Genomic DNA, 17931 nt, shown 5'->3' on the forward strand with positions numbered 1-17931 from the left:
GCCACTTTCGCAAAGCAGAGCCCGACCAGCTTTCCTTCGAGGTCCAGAACCGGCGCGCCGCTGTCCCCCTGATTCACAGGAGCATCCACCTGGAGCAGAGAGAGGGCAAATCCCTCTGGCAGATCGATCCTTCGCGGTTGCGAGCTGAGTATGCCCCGCGACACCGTGTTCCGATAGCCCATGCCGGAGCCGAGTACGAGCACCGTCATCCCCAACAATCCCTCGGACAGGCTGGAATAGGGAAAGACGGCCGGCAGGGGTCCGGGCTCCACGCGCAAAAGGGCGAGATCGATCCTTACGTCGGAACGGATCAAATGAGCGAGCCGCACTCTCCCATCAAAAAACGTGACAAGCAGTTCCCTGCGCGCCACCCTCTTACCGAGCACGTGTGCGCAGGTCACCACATCCCCTCTTTTCGACACGACCAGGCCGGTTCCCATCCCCTCGATTTTCCGCGTGGGCCCGAAGAGACCGCAACTCCGCTTTTCGACCGATATGGAGACCACCGCCGGCAGCGTGCGCCGAATCACCGCGACCGTAGCCCGGTCGCACGCGACAAGGGCTTCGGCAGGCTCCGGCCGCCCGATCGCGACAAGCACCCCTACGAAAATGAATACTCCACCCATTGCCGCACCCCGTCGCCGTCGACCGGCTGGCCTAGGGCTACGTAAGGCGGGCAGCATGAAGCTACTCTGCCGGATGGCGGTCGAGATGACAATGCGGCATCCCGGCGGAGGCACCCGATGAAGATCGCTGGGGGGAAGCGCCCCCCGCCAGGATAATGATGCGCCGGCTTGACAAGAGACGAAAGCCTTTCCACCCTGACGCGTCGTGCGAATCGCGCAAATTGCCCCTCCGGTAGAGCGCGTTCCCCCGGAAGGCTATGGGGGAACGGAGCGGGTCGTCTCCTTTTTGACGGAGGCGTTGGTCGACCTCGGACACGAAGTCACCCTTTTTGCCAGCGGGGACTCCCGCACCCGGGCAAGGCTGCGTTCCGTCTGCCCGCAAAGCCTTCGCAAAATGCCTGATTGCCGGGATTACCTCCCCTATTTCCTCTTGGAGATCGATGCCGCACTCTGCTTGGAAGCCGAGTTTGACCTTCTCCATTTTCACACGGAGTTTCTCCACTTCCCCTTGTTCCGAAAAGAGCCGAACCGAGCGCTCACGACTCTCCATTTCCGGCTCGATACGCCCGAGGTGAGCGCTCTCTTCCATGGCTTCCCGGAAATGCCGGTCGTGGCGATCTCCGAAGCGCAGCGCGGCAAGCTCAAGCATGCACGCTGGGTGGGAACCGTTCACCACGGGCTGCCCAAAAACCTCTACACCCTGGGCACCGGCGCGGGAGGGTATCTCCTCTTCCTCGGGCGCATCTCCCAAGAGAAGCGGCCCGATCTGGCAATCGAGATCGCCCGGAGGGCGGGACTTGACCTGATCATCGCGGCCAAGATGGACCCGCGCCATGACGCCGAATATATCGAGACCGTTCGTCCGCTTCTCTCCCTTCCGCACGTCCATTTCCTGGGAGAAGTGAGCGAACGCGAGAAGCAAGCCTTGATCGGAGACGCGGTGGCGATGCTCTTCCCAATCAATTGGCCGGAACCCTTCGGCCTGTCTGCGATCGAAGCGCTCGCCTGCGGCACGCCCGTCATCGCCTTCCCGTACGGGGCGATACCAGAGATTCTCGAACCCGGGACCACAGGACTCCTGGTCCAGAACGTGGAAGAAGCCGCCCGAGCGGTGCCCGTTGCCGCGGGGCTCTCCCGGAAGCAGATCCGACTCTCCTTCGAAAGGCGATTTACCGCGGAACGGATGGCCAAGGACTATCTGGCAATCTATGAAACGCTGCTCGGTCAAAGGCCCGGATCGATCCCGCCGCCTTTCCCGGTGAAAGCATAATCCAAAAGAGCCACGGCGTCGTTCCACTTGTTGGGGCTATCGAGCAGGATGAGGGCCACCTTGCGTTCCCCACGCTGACAGAGGGCCGCATAGGTGTGGCGGGCTTCCCGGGTGTATCCGGTCTTGGCTGGCCCCATTCCCGGATAGGGTCCGAGAAGACGGTTGGTATTCATCAGATATTGCACGGGCTTTCCGTCGACGGTCAGAAGCGAAAAACTCTCTGTCGAACAGATGGCGCGGAGCTCTTCTATGGCAAGCACCGCTTCGAAAATGCGCAGAAGATCGCTGGCGCAGGTTAGATGTCCGGGCTCGCTCATTCCGTTCGGATTGACGAAATGCGTTCGCTCGCAGCCCATCTCCTTGGCACGAGCGTTCATCTCGAGGACGAAGGCATCGACCGTGCCGGAGACGGTTCGAGCCAATGCCAAGGCCGCTTCGTTGCTCGAGTTGATGAGAAGCGCCCGAACGAGATCCGCCGTCGTGAAGCGATCGCCTGGCAAAAGCCGAACGGTGGGCACCTCCCCAGGCAGGCTGAGATCATCGGGCTGGATGGTGATCTCTCCCGCCAATCGGGTCTTCTCATAGACCAGCAAGGCCGTCATGAGCTTGGTCGTGCTGGCCGGCGGATGACGATCGTGAACGTCCCGCTGGAAGATCGGCTTCCTCGAGCCCTCGTCCCAGAGCAGCACCGAGCCAGCCTGCACGCGGGAATCGAGGGAGTTTCCCGCTCCTTTCAGCGGGGCTCCGTAGCAAAGGAAGAGGCAGCCGGCGAGAGCACAGATTCTCCCGCTTGCCCAACCTCTCCGATTCCTCAATCGCATCGCTCCCCCCCCTACTCCCCGATCAGAGTCTCCCCGGGACCCCGGAAGCGGAAAAGTCTCTGCCCACGGTGGGACTCGAACCCACACGGGAGTTACCTCCCACGGGATTTTAAGTCCCGTGTGTCTGCCATTCCACCACGTGGGCCCTCCTCGATTTTCCCACTCTTCTTTCTACAGGTCCGGAGCCGCTCCGGACCAGCCAATTGCGACGGGAGAGAGCGCGTCTCACTGCCCCTTCGGACCCACGATCACCCACCAGTATCGAAATTCGCTGAAACGGAGCGTGCCCTCCTGTCGCCCGACCCAAGCGGGAACATAGGGCTCCTCCTCACGTTCGACCAGAAGAATGCCGTCCCCGCCGTTCTTAGCGGCGATTCGCGCCGCATGCTTCCGCGGGCGATTCGTCTCCAAGATGCCGATGCGCCGAAACGCTCGGCTGGGAGGGGAGCTCCAAACCGCGATCTTTCTCTTCGTTCCGCCCACCGTGACGTTGACGTAGTCATCGGGGGAAAGCTGCCCCGCTTTCCGGACAGAGGACGGGAGGGGTTTCTTGAGCGGATAGTAGGCGGTTTTGGCCCACGCGGACGGGCTGGTAGCCGCCGCTGCCAGGATTGCTACGAAAACGAAGAACCCATGCCGATGAAATGACGTGCGCATGGGAATTCCTGGATAAGCTATGCTTTTGCTGCCGTCAACCTTGTTTTCTCCTCGATTATCGCTCGGAGATCTCGATCGATTCATTGACGGAGCAGGCACCGGGTTCGTAGCCTCGGGCGGGAGCCCGATCCCATGGAGCGGATCCTTGATCTACTCTCCTTGACCGCGTCCACGCTGATCGAACTTGGGCAGCGTGCACCGGTCACCTTCCTCGTCCTTCTCGGGTTCGCCTCCCTGTCCGCGGCCCTTTCCTGGCTCTTGCTCACCCATTCGGTACTCCTCTGGAACAAGCGCTTCGCCGCAAGAGCCCAACGCCACCCGCTCTGCGCTCTTGCGGCTCTGGCCACGCTCTTCGCGGTACCGCTCCTTTTCGGGGCTTCCTTGATCCAGCCGTTCGTCCACCGATCCATCCGGGAAGAGGCTGGGAAGGCTTTGGCCGATCCCCGATGGCAAGAATCGGCGTTCGATCAAGCCTGGGGAACCATTCTCCGGAGAAGGCTGGAGCCGCTTCTGCCGCCACGAGAAGCACACTGCCTGGTGCTGACAACCGCCGCGGCTCGCGAGGCGGCAGCGGGCGCCTACTCCGCCGCGGCAGTCGCGCGCTTTTCCGAAGCGAGTCGCGTTCCGGGTTCCCTCCTCGGCTTGTCTGCGGCGGCAACGGCGGAGGCACTCTCGGCAGACATGCAATCGTTTTTCGACTTCTCCCCAGGCCTCTACCCCGAAGCGCGAATCGAGCAGGTCATTGTCACATCCTGGAGTGCCACCGCCAATCGCCGCAGCAGAGAAGCGGCAAGGCAGGTGCAGTCCCTTGCTGCACTTCTTCTGCTTCTTCCGCATCTGGCCGCATTCGGCGTCGTCGGGTGGTCGGGCTATCGCGAAATCGGCTCAGGGCACAGAGCGGGGAATCGGTAGGTAGGCCAAAGGGGGGTTGCCGACAGTTGACTAATCAATAGACATAACTCACGTTGCATGGCATTTTTTTCCCATGAAGCTGAGCGTCTGGGCGAGGCGGCAGGGGATTGGCTCCAAGACGGCTTGGCGGATGGGGAAGGACGGGAAGATGCCGGTGGCGGTCGAGCAGCTGCCGACCGGGACGGCGATCGTGCATGCGGAGGAGAGGCAGCCCGGCGGAGTTGCCCTCTATGCGCCCGTCTCCAGCGCCGGCCAGAAGGCCGATCTGGACAGGCAGCTGGCACGGCTGACGGAGTGGGCGCTCGCCAAGCGGTAGCCGATCGTCGATGCGGTCAAGGAGGTTGGCTCCGGGATGAACGGCCATCGCAAGGGGCTCTTGCGGATCTTGCGCGATCCGAAGGTCGGCGTCATTCTGGTCGAGCATCGGGACCGGCTGATGCGCTTTGGATTCGAGCATGTGAAGGCGGCCTTGGCTGCGCATGGCAGATCCCTGCTGGTTGTCGATCCCGAGGAGATGACCGACGACATCGTCCGCGATCTGCACGAGGACATCGAGTCGATGTGCGCGAGGCTCTATGGCAAGCGGTCCGCCAGGAACCGGGCGAAAAAGGCGCTGGAGGCTCTCCATGAGTGATCGTCCGGTCTTCACCTACCAGACGCGCTTGAGGCTGACGGAGGGGCAGGTCGCGGCTCTGGACGGCTATGCGGATCTCTACGGGCGAGCCGAGCGGGCCCTCTTTGCCAGGATGCGGGTGGGGATTCCGATGGGCGATCTCAAGCGCGAGTTCCTGCGGCGCTTTGGGATCACCGCCCGGCAGTTCAACGCGATTCGCGTGGGCCTCGAGGGCAAGATCGCCTCGATCCGGGAGCGGCTTCCGGAGTGGATCGCCGAGGCCGAGGCCCGCATCCAGAGAGCCGAAAGGGTCATCCGCATTCTCTCGGCGAGGGAGCCAGGCTCGGAGAGGCTTCATCAGAAGAAGCGGCGGCTTGGGAGCCTTCGCGCCAGGCTCGCGGCACGGATCGCCGACCGGGACTCGGGTCGCGTCCGCCTCTGCTTCGGCTCCCGCCGCCTCTTCCGCAAGCAGTTTGCCCTCAAGGAGAACGGCTATGCCAGCCATGCGGAGTGGAAAGAGGATTGGCAATCCGCACGGAGCACCCAGTTCTTCGTGATCGGCTCGAAGGACGAGACCGCGGGCAACCAGTCCTGCCAGGCTTCGGCCGAGGACGACGGCAGTGTCACGCTGCGTCTGCGTCTTCCCGACGCACTGGCCTCGGATGGCAAGCTTCTGGTCATTCCCGACGTGCGATTCGCCTATGGCCAGGAGGAGATCCTTCAGGCGCTTGCCGCGAGCCGGGTTGTCTTGTCGCAAACCAAGACGGGCAAGCCTGTCCGGAAGCGGGAGGGAGTGGCGGTAAGCTACCGCTTTTTCAGGGACCGGAAGGGCTGGCGGGTCTTCGCGAGCGTCCCGGCCAAGCCCGTTCCCGTTGCAACGAGCCGTCTGGCGGGAGCGGTTGGGATCGACATCAACCACGACCATCTGGCCGTGGCGGAGACGGACCGGTTCGGCAACCTGCGGCGGGCCCTTCGGGTGGATCTCAACCTCTACGGCAAGACCGAAGATCAAGCCAAGGCGATCATCGGCGACGCGGCGAGGATGATTGTGGAGATGGCACGGGAGCGTGGTCTTCCCCTGGTCCTTGAGCGGCTGGATCTCAAGAAAAGGAGGGCTGAGCTTGAGGTGGCGAGTCCATCCGCCGCCAGGAAGATCTCGTCGTTTGGCTACTCCAAGACCATTTCCCTGCTCAAGGTGGGGTGTTTTCGAGCCGGAGTCGAGGGGATCGAAGTCGATCCGGCCTATACTTCCGTGATGGGTGCCATGAATCATGCGCGTCGTCACGGCATCGGTTCTCACCAGGGCGCGGCCTATGCCGTGGCCAGGAGAGGCTTGGGCCTCTCCCAAGCGTCCGACCGTGCGGGAGGCCATTGCGCCAGCCCGCAATGGCGGCCACCTCACCTTTGCCCTACCCGCGAGGAATCGGGCGAAGCCTGTGTGGTCGTTCTGGTCGGAGGTTCGGAGGAGGCTCAAAGCGGCGCAGGCAGCGCATGCCCGGTCGGGAGGCTTGCGAGAGCCACCCGCGCCTTTGCTCCCGGAAACGCGGGCATTGGGCGCAACCTGGGCATTGCCGGCGCAATCCCGGCACGCGAACCGTCGGCAGAACGGTTCGGCCGACGTCATCGACGACCTTCCCTGGTAGTGGAATGGTTGTCTATGGTTTGAGGAACGGTTGCATGTCCACCGCAAGATTGCTCGGGATAAAGACGGCGGCTTGCTTCCTCGGCCTGGGAAGCTGCCTTGTCTTGGTCCGGGCGGCCCAGCTGCCGGTCCGACTCCTTTCGGATCATGCCTATGCGCAACTTGTTCCGGGCAGGCCGATCTCGCTCCCGGCTCCGTCGCCACGACTCGTCCCGCGCGTGCAATACCAGGAAGAAATCGTCCTGGAGAACGGTGATCAGAGCGCGAGGCTTCGTTTTTATTCCGAGGAGGATCCGGCCAGTCCGCCGCTCTCCTTTCAGGCGTGGGAGCGGGAAAGAGCGGTCGAACCCGTTCGGGAAATCGCACCCGAGGAGCTGGTTCGCCTGGGGGAGAAGAGCGGAAATCCCGTGCTCTATGCCTGGACGATTCCCCTGGTCTTCGCACCGCGGGAAACCAAGCGCATCCGGATCGAGGCCGAATACGCGGTACAATCGGTTTCCGAGCGCCCGCGAAACGACCGTTTCGAAACCTACTTCTCCTTCTGGGGCTGGCAGCCTTCGACCGCCGATCTCCTCTTTCGCTTCGATCCCACGCCGATGATCTCGGCGATTCCCTGCCTCGGCCGCTCGCCGACGCCCGGGCTTGCCCCCTGGCTCCTTTCCTCCTGGTTCACGATCCGACCGGCGGGATATCAATCGAGGGGTCTTACGGTCTGGTGGCGGTTCCAGGAAGCACGGACCCCGGAGCATTGCGAGAAGATCTGCGTCGAATGGCCCGCATGGTACCGATGACCGGCGGGACCTGCTGGCGCTACCGCCGGAGAATCACCTGAGCCCGTTCGTCAAGCCCACGGGCCTCAGCGAGGGAAGGGGCGATCACCGAGTAGTGACCCATCTTCCGCTTCGCCGCCGGCCGGGTTTTTCCGTAGAGATGGAGACGCAGGCCGGGCAGGGAAAGAAGGGAGCCCCAATCGGGCTCACCCTGAGCCCATGCGTCGCCCAGAATGTTTCGCAGCAGGATGGGGCTCCGCAAGGAGGCATCGCCCAGCGGCAGCCCGGCGATGGCCCGCAGCTGCTGCTCGAATTGGCTCGTCACGCAGCCGTCCAGGGTAAAGTGTCCGGAGTTGTGCGGACGCGGGGCGAGCTCGTTCACGAGCAGCTCCCCCCCTTCGGCGAGGAAGAACTCGACGGCGAGCACGCCCACCAATCGCAACGCCGAAGCGATCGCGACGGCGATCTCTTTCGCGGTCCCCTCAATGCGCTCTCCCAATCCGGACGGCACCAGGGAATAATCGAAAATGCCCTCCCGATGGAAGTTCCTGGGAATCGGGAACACCCCGACCGCACCTGCGGCGGATCGTCCGACGACGGCGGAAAGCTCCGCCACGAGCCGCACCTTCTTCTCCAGGATCGCCGGCACCCCTCCGAGTCCACGCCACGCCGGCTCCAGATCCTTGGGCGCTGCGATCTCGGCCTGCCCCTTCCCGTCGTATCCCAGCCGCGCGGTCTTGAGCAGGGCGGGGGTCCCCACGGTCCGGAGGGCTCGCTCCAGATCGCCTGCGCGCTCGATGGGCGAGAACGCGGCTACCGGGCAGTGCTGCCGAGCCAAAAATGCCTTCTCCCGGAGACGATCCTGGCAGACCCGCAGGATCTCGGGCGAAGGGAGGACCGGCCTTTTCCCTTCGAGAAAGGAGACGCTCTCCACAGGGATGTTCTCGAACTCGTAGGTGATGACGTCCGCGTTACTGGCAAATTCCTCCAACGCCTCTCGCTCCGTGAAGGGAAAGCACCAATGGCGATCCGCCAGCACGGCGGCCGGACTTTCCCGATCGGGGTCGAAAACCTGGACGCGGTAACCCATCCTTCTGGCTTCACCCGCGAGCATCCGCCCGAGCTGACCGCCGCCCACAATCCCGATGGATGAGCCGGGATACTTCGGACTCATATCGTCTGATCGAGAACCCGCTGCGTCTGCGCGTTGCGGAATTTGCGCAAGCGCTCGGCGAGCTCCAGGTCGTGCAAGCTCAAGATCGAGATCGCAAGCAGGGCGGCGTTTCGTGCACCGGCCTCTCCGATCGCCAGGCAGCCTACGGGAACGCCGTAGGGCATCTGCACGATCGACAAGAGAGAGTCCACTCCCCGCAAAATCCGCGTTTCGACGGGGACACCGAGCACCGGAAGAGGGGTGTAAGCGGCGAGCATGCCGGGCAGGTGGGCGGCCCCTCCAGCACCCGCGATCAGGACCTTGATCCCCCGCTCGGCTGCCGACAGAGCGTAATCACGCAGCTTTTCGGGGGTGCGATGGGCGGAGATGATCGCCTTTTCATGAAGCACGGAAAATTGCTGCAAGACCTCGGAAGCTCCCCGCAGGATCTCCCAATCCGACTGGCTCCCCATCAGGATGGCTACAACCGCATCCGTCCCCAAACCTTCCCTCACGCTCGATCCCTCCGCTCTGCCGCTGGTTCTCTCCGAGAGAGACAAAACCACCGGCATTCCCCTCGTTTCGCATCTTTTCGCGCACCGAGGGGCGACTTTCTGTTCCGTACCCGCGGACTCTTTTCTACCGCTTCTTCGCGGCCTGCCCCTTCTTGCTGTTCTTTTCGACCTTCTTGGCCGCCGGCTTTTTGGCCACCTTCTTCTTTTCCGTCATCTCGTTCACCTCCTTTCCTTTCTGCTCAGACAACGCAATCGTTCCCCGTTCGGGAAGGGCAAGCTCCTTCCCTGCGGGCGGCGGTGCGATCCTCGAAGCGGCGGCGGAAGGCCAAAGCTCCTCGACCGCGGCGTAGAGCCGGTCGACGGGCCAGAGTCGTCCGGGGCCCTCGGCTCCGCACGAGAGAAGCCCCGACTCCGGACCAATCCAGCGCACACCCCGCCTTTGGAGCAGAGCGAGGTTGTCGCGAACCGCCGGGTGGCTCCACATCTGGGTATTCATGGCCGGAGCGAGCACAACCGGCGCTGTGGTGGCGAGAAGCAGGGAGGAGAGGAGATCGGGAGCCAAGCCGCACGCATATCGACCGATCAGGTCCGCGGTCGCGGGGGCAATGAGCACGACTCGTGCCCGCTCTGCCAACTCGATATGAACGGCCCGACTCCCGAGCATTCCAGGGCTGTCATCGGTGTAGGCGGGACGGCGGGTTACCGCTTCGAACGACAGGGGACGGACGAAATGGCAAGCCGCCACGGTCAACACGACGTCGACGCGGTATCCCCCCTGCGTCAGCCGGCTGGCTAGATCGATCGAGCGAAATGCGGCGATCGATCCAGTCACGCCGAGAAGAACGGTAGGTCCGTCATTCTCCATACAACGTCAGCCTGCGGCTCAGATATCGCTCGGCTCGCATGATGGCGCGAAACTTCGTCAGGTCCTCCTCCACCGAGCCCGAGAGGATCGTGTACTTGAACTCCTTCCACGCCTTCATCTCTTCCCGGCCTCGCTCCAGCCTTCGCGCAATCTCCTTTTCGTTTTCCGTTCCACGCTTCCTCAGCCGCCGCTCCAGCTCGGTGAAGGTCGGGGGCATGATGAAGACATCGACGAGGGACGATTTCAACCGAGGGTCCTCCTGGCTGCGAATATTCCTGGCCCCCTGAACATCAATGTCCAAGAGGACATCCTTCCCTTCGGACAGGGCATCGATCGCCGTCCCTCGCAAGGTCCCGTACCAGCAACCATGCACCCTGGCGTACTCCAGGAACTCCCCTGCCGCGACCTTCTCAAAAAACTGTCGGTCATCGAGAAAAAAGTAGTCCTCCCCATCCACTTCTCCCGGCCGAGGCTGCCGGGTCGTACAGGAGATCGAAAAGACGAAGTCGGGTGTGCGGCGCAAATTTTCGCAAAGCGTGCTCTTGCCCGTCCCGGAGGGCGCCGAGATGACGAAGAGAATCCCTTCTCTGCGAAATGCAGCGGCCTCCTCTCCCTTGACGAATGGCATGATCTCTTCCACCGACTCGACTCTTTTCGGATCGCCCCGGGAAAATCTCACTTCCTTCTCGGGCTCGGTTTCAAAGCAGGGCGGCCTCCCTCGTTCCAAAGCCGCCGCTCCCGCCAGAGCCTCGCTCGCTCTCCATCCGGACCACCTGCTCGACATCCTTGTCGCCGCGGCCCGAGAGATTGACCAGGAGCACCGCGTCGGGAGGAAGCTGCTTGGCCAGGCGAATGGCATGCGCGATCGCATGGGCGCTTTCGAGTGCGGGGATGATGCCTTCGGTGCGCGCCAGCAGGAAGAACGCCTCCAGGGCTTCCTGATCGCTCGCGGCCGTATACTCCGCCCTTCCGATCTCCCGCAGGTAGGCATGCTCGGGGCCGACCGCCGCGTAGTCCAGCCCCGCCGAGATCGAGTGAGTCAGCGCAATCTGTCCTTCGTCGTCCTGCAGGACATACGTCCTGGTTCCTTGCAGCACCCCGACGCTCCCGGCCGAGAAGCGGGCGGCATGATCTCCCAGTCGGGGACTCCGGCCCCCGGCCTCCACCCCGATGAGACGAACCTCTGGATCGTCGAGGAACCCATGAAAGATCCCGATGGCGTTGCTCCCTCCCCCCACGCAAGCCACTACGGCGTCGGGAAGCCTTCCCGCGCTCTCGAGGATCTGTTGCCGCGCCTCCCGGCCGATGACGCTTTGAAAGTCCCGGACCAACGTCGGAAACGGATGTGGGCCCAGCGCCGAGCCGAGGATGTAGTGAGTCGAGCGCACTGTCGCGGCCCAATCGCGCATCGCGGCGTTGACCGCCTCCTTGAGAGTACGCTGCCCCCCCCGCACCGCGACCACCTCTGCGCCGAGAATCTCCATGCGGGCGACATTCAGGGCCTGACGCTCCATGTCCACCTCGCCCATGTAAATGGAGCAAGCAAGTCCGAACCGGGCGCAGACAGTCGCCGTGGCCACCCCGTGCTGACCGGCTCCGGTCTCGGCAATGACGCGCTTCTTCCCCATCCGCACGGCCAAGAGGGCCTGGCCAAGAGTGTTGTTGATCTTGTGCGCCCCGGTATGGAGAAGATCCTCCCGCTTGAGATAGATGCGTGCGCCTCCAAGCCTTTCCGTCAGGCGCTCGGCGAAGGTAACGGGGGTGGGCCTGCCCGCAAACGTCCGGAGCAGATGGTCCAGCCCCTCCCGGAAGGCCGGATCCTCCTTGGCGACACGGTAGACTTCCTCGAGCTCGGCCAGGGCCGCCACCAGAGACTCCGGCGCAAACCTTCCTCCATAGGAACCGAAATGACCTCCGAGGTCCGGAAGGCTGGCTAGAGATCCTTGCATCTTCGTACAAATTCCCATACACGCTTCGGATCCTTTTTGCCAGGAGCAAGCTCGACCCCGCTGGCCACGTCCACCCCGAACGGATGGGTGCGCTCGATGGCTTCCGGGACATTCTCAGGAGTCAACCCTCCGGAGAGGATCACAGGCTGACGCACCCTCTCCGCAAACCTTCGGGCGAGAGACCAATCGAGTGTGCGGCCGGTTCCGCCCCAGGCGGAAGACGGACTATCCAGAAGCAGCGCCGCGGAAGGAAAGTGGAATTCCGCGCTGCTCGGCCATGGTGGACGGAGGGCCTTGATGATCCGCCGAGGCCGAAGTGATGCGCAAAATTCCGCGCTTTCGGCCCCATGCAGCTGCCACGAGCTGAAGCCGGCCGCCGATTCGATCCGTTTGATCTCACCGGCACCAGGATTGACGAGAACGGCCACGCGCTCCACGAAGGGCGGAAGCGCCTCGAGGATCTCCGCGGCGTCCGCCGGAGTCACGTACCGCGGGCTCCCGGGATAGAGGACGAATCCGAGAGCATCGGCCCCGGCGTCGATCGCCATCCGAGCGTCCTCGAGCGAGGTGATTCCGCAAATTTTGACTCGAACCGGCATGCGCAGAACGCTCGGTGCTACCTCGGAGGCCGCCGCTCCCCCTTCTCCCCCGCTCCCCTCCGGAGCTCCGCCACTTTCGCTTTCGGATTCGCAGACCGCATCAGGGCCTCCCCGACGAGAATGGCATCGACGCCCAGGGACCGGAAGTGCCCAGCCTGATTTCCAGAAACGATTCCGGACTCGCTGACGGCTACCCGATCTTCCGGTATGGAGCCCACGAGCCGCTCCGTCGCCGCCAGGTCGATCGAGAACGTATGGAGATTCCGATTGTTGATTCCGATCAGCTTCGCATCGATCGAGAGGGCCCGGTCGAGCTCGGCTGGATCGTGCACTTCGACAAGAGGTTCCAACGCCAAATCGAGCGCGAGGGCATGCAGGTCGCGCAGCTCGGGCGGCGACAATGCCGCCACGATCAGCAGCACCGCATCCGCTCCCATGAGCACACTCTGATAAAGCTGCACTGGCGAAAGGATGAAGTCCTTACGCAAAAGCGGCAGATCGACCGCGGCCCGGACCTGGCGGAGATCTTCCAGGGATCCAGAAAAGAAGGGCGCGTCGGTGAGAACGCTGATCGCCTCCGCACCGGCATCGGCGTAGCAGAGCGCCTGCTGGATCGGATCGCAATCGGGCGCGATGGGCCCCGCCGAAGGAGAAGCCCGCTTGACCTCGGCGATCAGGGTTACGCACTCCCTCTTCTTGAGCGCACGCGCCATCGAGCGCAAGCGACGACTCGAAGGACGCGCCTCCCGCCGCATCCGTTCCAGATCCGAGCCGAGATCCGCGATTTCCGCTCGTTTCCGCAGCAGGATTTGCTGCAGCCTGTCTTGCATCCTTCCTTGGCCCTCCCGTTCTTCAGCGCTGGATCTTGCTCTGCGCGCCACCGGTTCCTCCAGCGCAATATGACGGTCGAGCGCTTCCCGGGCAAGGCGTTCGTGAGCGATCACCGGCGGGCGCAATGGGCCCTCTCAAGGCTCTACAAATCCCACGCAAACAGGCTATTAATGAAAGACTGTTGACTTTTTACGCATCCGAAAGCCACAATCCCGGACTCATGCGCCTCTCTCTGCGAGTTGGCGTCGCTTGCCTGCTCTTGGCGATCGCCTTTCCGGCTCGTGCGGCCTACCCGCCGCAGGATCAGTTTTTACAAGCCTACCTGAGCCTGCAAGAGGCGGAGCAATTGGAAAAGAAGGGGGATGGGGTCGCCGCCCATTCGAAGTACCTGGACGTCGAAAGAAAGCTCGAGCTGCTCAAGAAAAACAATCCCGACTGGGAGCCTTCCATCGTCGCGTTCCGCCTTCGCTACGTTCGCGGCAAGCTTGCCCTCTGTGAGGATACCCGCAAGAAGGGAGCCTCCGAGTCCGAGGTCACACAGCCGGAAAGAGCCGGCACAGCCCCCTCATCGGCGGCGCGGGATGGGTCGGGAGGCCTGGGAGGGAGCCATACCGCTTCCGCGAATAGCGGGGCCGCCTCCGGCGAGGGTAGCGGCAACCGGCAGCTTTTCCTCTTGCGCAGCAGAATCTCCCAGCTCGAAAGCGAGTTGACCTCGACGAAGTCCCAGCTGCAGGCGGCGGTTTCGGAGGCGGGATCCCTGCGCGAGCGGCTCCAGAGCGCCCGCAAGGAGCTGGCCATCGCCCAGTCCTCGAACGTGGAGGAGCGGATCGCCGCGGTCCTGCAGGAAAACAATGCACTCAAAGCGCAGCTTGCACAGACGGAAGGAAAGATCCGGGCCCTTCAGACCGGCAATGATGAGAATGCGGTAGTCGGCATCCGCGACCAGCTCAAAGGAGTGCAGGAGCAGCTCGCCGTCCTCGAGCGGGAAAACCAGATCTTCCGGACGACGGCAAGCTCCCTGAAGTCCCAGCTGGAAACCGCGCAGCAGCGGCTCGCCGAATCGGCGCGCCAATTTTTGGCCTCCTCCGGGAACGAGCAGCTGAAAAAGGAAAACGAGATCCTGCGGGGCATCATCAACCGACAGCTCCAGGAGCAGGCTCGCCGCGAAATGGCGAAGAAGCTCGTCACCGAGGAGCTTCAATCCCTCAAGGTGGATTCCCAATTTGTGCAAAGGCAGCTGGAGATTCTTTCTTCTCCGCTCGCCTCGCTGACTCCAGAGGAGCTTGCGCTCCTCAAAAGCCCGACGGTCGCGCCTCAAGAGCGCTCGGACAAGCAGGCGTTTGCTGCCATCCTGAAGCAAAAGGCCAAGCAGATGGGCATCCTCCCGCAGAGCTCCGACTCGACGCAGGCGAGCCCGTCCTCCTCGGATCTGGATGCGGCCTCTCCAGCCACTTCGGACGACCACCCGCCCGGACAGCTGGTTTCGATGGAGGGAGGAACGCCGGCGCGCGCGTCGGGCGAGTCAAAGCCCGAAGCCTCCCCAGCATCCCAGCCGAGCTCCGGCGTCGTTGCTTCCGACACCGGGTCCGAGGGCAACAATGCCTCCTCCCTCTCCCCTGAGATCCGAAAGCTGGCGGAGCAGGCGGCGGGTTACTTCAACGAGCAGCGCCATGACGAAGCCGCCAAGGTCTACGATGAGATCCTGCAAAAGGACCCAGGGAACGTCTTCGCCTGGGCAAACCTAGGGGTGGTCCGCTTCCAGCAGAACCGCTACGAGGACGCCGACAAGGCGCTGCAGCAGGCCATCAAGCTCAACCCGAACGACGCATTCTCCCACTCCGTTCTTGGCATCGTCTACTACCAGCAGGGCCGCTATGACAATGCCATCTCCATGCTCACCCGCTCCATCGTCCTCGATCCGAATGATCCCCGCACCCGAAACTATCTAGGGATCGCTTGCGCCAAGAAGGGATGGCAGGAGGCGGCAGAAAAGGAGCTTCGCCGCGCGCTTGAGCTCAATCCGAACTACGCGGACGCCCACTTCAACCTTGCCGTCATTTACGCAACGCAAAAGCCGCCTGCCAAGGAGCTCGCCAAGCGCCACTACCAGGACGCCCTCAGCCTTGGGCTCCCCAAGGATGCCGGCCTCGAAAAATTCCTGGAATAGCTCTTGACATTACAATCTATTCGAGGCTAACGCAATGATCGCGACAAACGCGCAGGGAGCGTTGCACTATGTGCCCACAGAACGTACGGGTACCCGGCTGCTTGGTTCTGCCGTTGCTATGGCTGACGTTCGTTCTGCCTGCTAGCGCCGACGTTGCGAGTTACGATCCGAACCCCCCATTCCGGCTCGACCAGCTAAAGCCGGTCGAGGTCCGGGACGAGATTTCCCACCTCACCCTCAAGGCCTACCAGCCGAAGAATCCCTACAACATCCTCATCAACTACGAGCTGGGGATGCACTGCGTGGGGTTTGACATCTCCTACTGCTGCGTCATCCCTCCGTATAACTCCTTTCAAGCCCAGGCGGTCGAGTCCGGCCGAAACGGCAAGCGGCCGAAGCTGCTCTCCCCGGCCGATCAGGTCAAGCTCTACTACTTCCTGCGCGACAACAGCTATTCGGAAGGCAACAAGATGAAGTACTGGTCGGTCCTCAAGGACGTGAACGGCAACGGCACCATGTCCGACCCCGGGGACAACATGGCCAACTACGTCTGGGAGCATGTCTTCATCTACAAGGATCTCGAGGGGACTCTGCCCCCGGACTGGTCGATCCAGAAGAGGATTCACATCGGCAAGGACCTCGAGATCCCCATCGATGCGGGCCCCTCGGGCAAGCCGCTTGCGGGAGGGTACCTCGACTATGCCGGAGATCAAGGCGGGGACATCGTCTTCACCGATTCCCTGATCCCGGATGTGAAGAATGTCCGTTTGACCCTGACCGCGGCGAATGTCTGGGACGCGCTCGGCCTGCCCCTGACGGCATTCTACGACTCGACGAGGAAAGGCACCATCCGGAGCGTGACCAACGCAGATTTCCAACCCTACCAATATTCGACCGTTCAGCTACGGGACCAAGAGGGCAAGCCGATCCTCGCCGACGGGAAACCGGTCCAGTTCTTTGGCACCAACCCGGTCGACATTCCCAACTGCGTCCTCTGCCACTCCTCGGATGGCCGGGGGGCGAAGCTCTCCAAGCAAGCGGGCATGACCTTGTTCGAGAAGGAATACGATTACTGGAAAAGAAACTATCCCGACGAGTCCGAGTATATGGCGAGGCTCTCTTCCTCCTCCATCAACCTGCTCGAGATCCATGACAAGATGTTCCAGACGCAATTCCTCAAGGAGTACAATCCGAATGCGTCCTCGAACCGTCTCGGAAGCGTCGGGTCGGTCAACTGCGCCGACTGCCATGGCGACAATGTCTCTGGCAACCTCCAGGAACCGCGCCCGGGAGCGACCGGATATCCTACGACGAAAGCAAAGCCGCTCGCCCCGTCGATTCATGCGGCCCACGCGGCCTTCTTGGCCGATATGAACGACAAGGCGGGGAGAACGGTTTCCTGCCAGGCCTGCCACCCGACGCACTGGCAGAACCCGAAGAAGAACGACTTCGACACGAACCCGTTTCAGATCACCGACTCCTACGGAAACAACAAGTTCGCCGAGTCCGACCAGAGGATTGCGGGGGGTGGCTGCTATTTGCGAAGAGACGCCCACACCAACCCGCACGTTCAGCCGCCGTTCTTCCTCAACTCCCTGGGCAAATGGTATCTCGAGAACGTGAGCCTGCGGGATGAGAACGACAAGCCACTCCGTCAAATGAGGGGCCTGACCTGTACGAATTGCCACAACCAGCTTTCGATCGAGCTCTATGCCCGAGACGACCTGGACGACGTCGTCTCGCAAAAGGGAACGACCTTACGGAACAAGAGCGTAGAAGAGATCCGGAACGAGGTCGCCCGTGGAGAGGTCGAGCGCTTCCTGGAAATGGCCGATCCCAGGGTTCGGAACGGGAATAACCCCGTCTACGCCTATTACGCCGACCACAAGGGAGCCACTCTCGTCAAGGCTTCCAAGGATAAGGAAGGCCATCTCAAGCTCTTGCCGTGGAACGCGAGCGAAGGAGAGCCCGTTTCGTACGACAGCGCTTCGGGGGGAAGCGATTGGTGGCTCTCCGCCAGCGAACCCAAGTGCGCTACCTGTCACGCGGCCCCCTTCGTCGAAAGCGAAGGCGGGAAGTATTTTCCGATCGATCAACCCCACAAATATGCCCTCTACCGATACTCGAAGGCGCATGGCTCGCTCTCCTGCCAGTCTTGCCATGAATCGATCCACGGCCTCTACCCGGTCCGCTTCGAAGGAGACGAAAATACGGTCGACCTGACTACGCGTCAGGCCGCCTTGCAGTATTCTCCCGACGGCCGGTATGCCGGACCCGTCAGTTGCGCCGCCTGCCACACCGTCAACCAGAAAGGGGTGCCGACCCTGCTGGCGGGAACCGATTACGCCGACGACTACTGGGCATCGGTCGTTCTCTTGCACTACATGCGCGAGGGAGACGAGAAGCTGCCGGTACAGGAGCTTTTGCGCAAGTATCCGTACCGGGGCTCCCGGAACGTCGTTCTCCAAGGCTGGAAGTAGAAGTCGCGGAGCGCTCACCAGCCGATCCCTGGATGGACGGAAGCGTTTTTCTCGGCGTGCC

Annotated in this window: 15 protein-coding genes, 1 tRNA gene and 2 pseudogenes; 7 read left to right on the forward strand and 11 right to left on the reverse strand. The window is 62.7% G+C overall.

Translation table 11 applies throughout. The annotated features are described in order from the left end of the window. Nucleotides 1-17 precede the first annotated feature (17 nt). Nucleotides 18-683 (reverse strand): annotated as a pseudogene (locus MacB4_RS11375) (S1C family serine protease); the annotation flags it as partial. A 148-nt stretch (nucleotides 684-831) separates the two neighbouring features. On the opposite strand from MacB4_RS11375, the gene MacB4_RS05855 reads away from it, so the two are divergent. Beyond that, a complete protein-coding gene (locus tag MacB4_RS05855) occupies nucleotides 832-1896 on the forward strand; it encodes a glycosyltransferase family 4 protein (RefSeq protein WP_206862954.1) in 1065 nt (354 codons plus the stop codon). On the opposite strand, the gene MacB4_RS05860 is transcribed toward MacB4_RS05855, so the two are convergent. From MacB4_RS05860 to MacB4_RS05870, 3 genes are all read right to left on the reverse strand, one after another. After that, a complete protein-coding gene (locus MacB4_RS05860; protein WP_206862956.1) occupies nucleotides 1851-2717 on the reverse strand; it encodes a D-alanyl-D-alanine carboxypeptidase family protein in 867 nt (288 codons plus the stop codon). The genes MacB4_RS05855 and MacB4_RS05860 overlap by 46 nt on opposite strands. 60 nt (nucleotides 2718-2777) lie before the next feature. Then, nucleotides 2778-2862: transfer RNA gene (locus MacB4_RS05865), tRNA-Leu, on the reverse strand. A gap of 80 nt (nucleotides 2863-2942) precedes the next feature. Beyond that, a complete protein-coding gene (locus tag MacB4_RS05870) occupies nucleotides 2943-3374 on the reverse strand; it encodes a hypothetical protein (protein ID WP_206862958.1) in 432 nt (143 codons plus the stop codon). 132 nt (nucleotides 3375-3506) lie between these two features. Here MacB4_RS05870 and MacB4_RS05875 point away from each other — a divergent pair, with 132 nt between their 5' ends. From MacB4_RS05875 to MacB4_RS05890, 4 genes and pseudogenes are all read left to right on the forward strand, one after another. Continuing rightward, entirely contained in the window at nucleotides 3507-4286 is a 780-nt protein-coding gene (locus MacB4_RS05875; RefSeq protein ID WP_206862960.1) for a hypothetical protein, read from the forward strand. A gap of 73 nt (nucleotides 4287-4359) precedes the next feature. Beyond that, nucleotides 4360-4920 (forward strand): annotated as a pseudogene (locus MacB4_RS05880) (IS607 family transposase). Next, nucleotides 4913-6565, forward strand: coding sequence for a transposase (locus MacB4_RS05885; protein WP_242529129.1), 1653 nt, complete (start codon nucleotides 4913-4915; stop codon nucleotides 6563-6565). Before MacB4_RS05880 ends, MacB4_RS05885 begins: the two are co-directional and overlap by 8 nt. Nucleotides 6566-6576: 11 nt before the next feature. After that, nucleotides 6577-7332 carry a hypothetical protein gene (locus MacB4_RS05890; RefSeq protein ID WP_206862962.1) on the forward strand — a complete coding sequence of 252 codons (756 nt, stop codon included), beginning with the start codon at nucleotides 6577-6579 and terminating at the stop codon, nucleotides 7330-7332. A 19-nt stretch (nucleotides 7333-7351) separates the two neighbouring features. Here MacB4_RS05890 and MacB4_RS05895 read toward each other — a convergent pair whose 3' ends face one another. The 7 genes from MacB4_RS05895 to trpC form a co-directional block, all read right to left on the reverse strand. Beyond that, nucleotides 7352-8485 carry a 5-(carboxyamino)imidazole ribonucleotide synthase gene (locus MacB4_RS05895; RefSeq protein ID WP_206862964.1) on the reverse strand — a complete coding sequence of 378 codons (1134 nt, stop codon included), beginning with the start codon at nucleotides 8483-8485 and terminating at the stop codon, nucleotides 7352-7354. Further along, nucleotides 8482-8937, reverse strand: a complete 456-nt coding sequence (purE, locus tag MacB4_RS05900; RefSeq protein ID WP_242529378.1) for a 5-(carboxyamino)imidazole ribonucleotide mutase — start codon at nucleotides 8935-8937, stop codon at nucleotides 8482-8484. Before purE ends, MacB4_RS05895 begins: the two co-directional genes overlap by 4 nt. 166 nt (nucleotides 8938-9103) lie before the next feature. Beyond that, nucleotides 9104-9844, reverse strand: a complete 741-nt coding sequence (locus tag MacB4_RS05905) for a flavoprotein (protein ID WP_206862968.1) — start codon at nucleotides 9842-9844, stop codon at nucleotides 9104-9106. Continuing rightward, nucleotides 9834-10523 (reverse strand): guanylate kinase, encoded by a 690-nt coding sequence (gene gmk, locus MacB4_RS05910; protein WP_242529130.1) that lies wholly within the window; start codon nucleotides 10521-10523, stop codon nucleotides 9834-9836. The genes MacB4_RS05905 and gmk overlap by 11 nt, the downstream gene beginning before the upstream one ends. A 19-nt stretch (nucleotides 10524-10542) precedes the next feature. Beyond that, entirely contained in the window at nucleotides 10543-11793 is a 1251-nt protein-coding gene (trpB, locus tag MacB4_RS05915; protein ID WP_206862970.1) for a tryptophan synthase subunit beta, read from the reverse strand. After that, complete coding sequence (locus MacB4_RS05920; protein WP_206862971.1) at nucleotides 11778-12392, reverse strand: phosphoribosylanthranilate isomerase; 615 nt, start codon at nucleotides 12390-12392, stop codon at nucleotides 11778-11780. Before MacB4_RS05920 ends, trpB begins: the two co-directional genes overlap by 16 nt. Nucleotides 12393-12409: 17 nt before the next feature. After that, on the reverse strand, nucleotides 12410-13222 hold the full coding sequence (trpC, locus tag MacB4_RS05925) for an indole-3-glycerol phosphate synthase TrpC (RefSeq protein WP_206862972.1): 813 nt from the start codon (nucleotides 13220-13222) through the stop codon (nucleotides 12410-12412). Between the two features lie 221 nt (nucleotides 13223-13443). On the opposite strand from trpC, the gene MacB4_RS05930 reads away from it, so the two are divergent. Both MacB4_RS05930 and MacB4_RS05935 read left to right on the forward strand, forming a co-directional pair. After that, nucleotides 13444-15390, forward strand: coding sequence for a tetratricopeptide repeat protein (locus MacB4_RS05930; protein WP_206862973.1), 1947 nt, complete (start codon nucleotides 13444-13446; stop codon nucleotides 15388-15390). 68 nt (nucleotides 15391-15458) lie between these two features. Beyond that, a complete protein-coding gene (locus tag MacB4_RS05935) occupies nucleotides 15459-17870 on the forward strand; it encodes a cytochrome c3 family protein (protein ID WP_242529131.1) in 2412 nt (803 codons plus the stop codon). Nucleotides 17871-17931 lie beyond the last annotated feature (61 nt).

The organism is Methylacidimicrobium sp. B4, assembly GCF_017310545.1.
Taxonomy (GTDB): Bacteria; Verrucomicrobiota; Verrucomicrobiia; order Methylacidiphilales; family Methylacidiphilaceae; genus Methylacidimicrobium.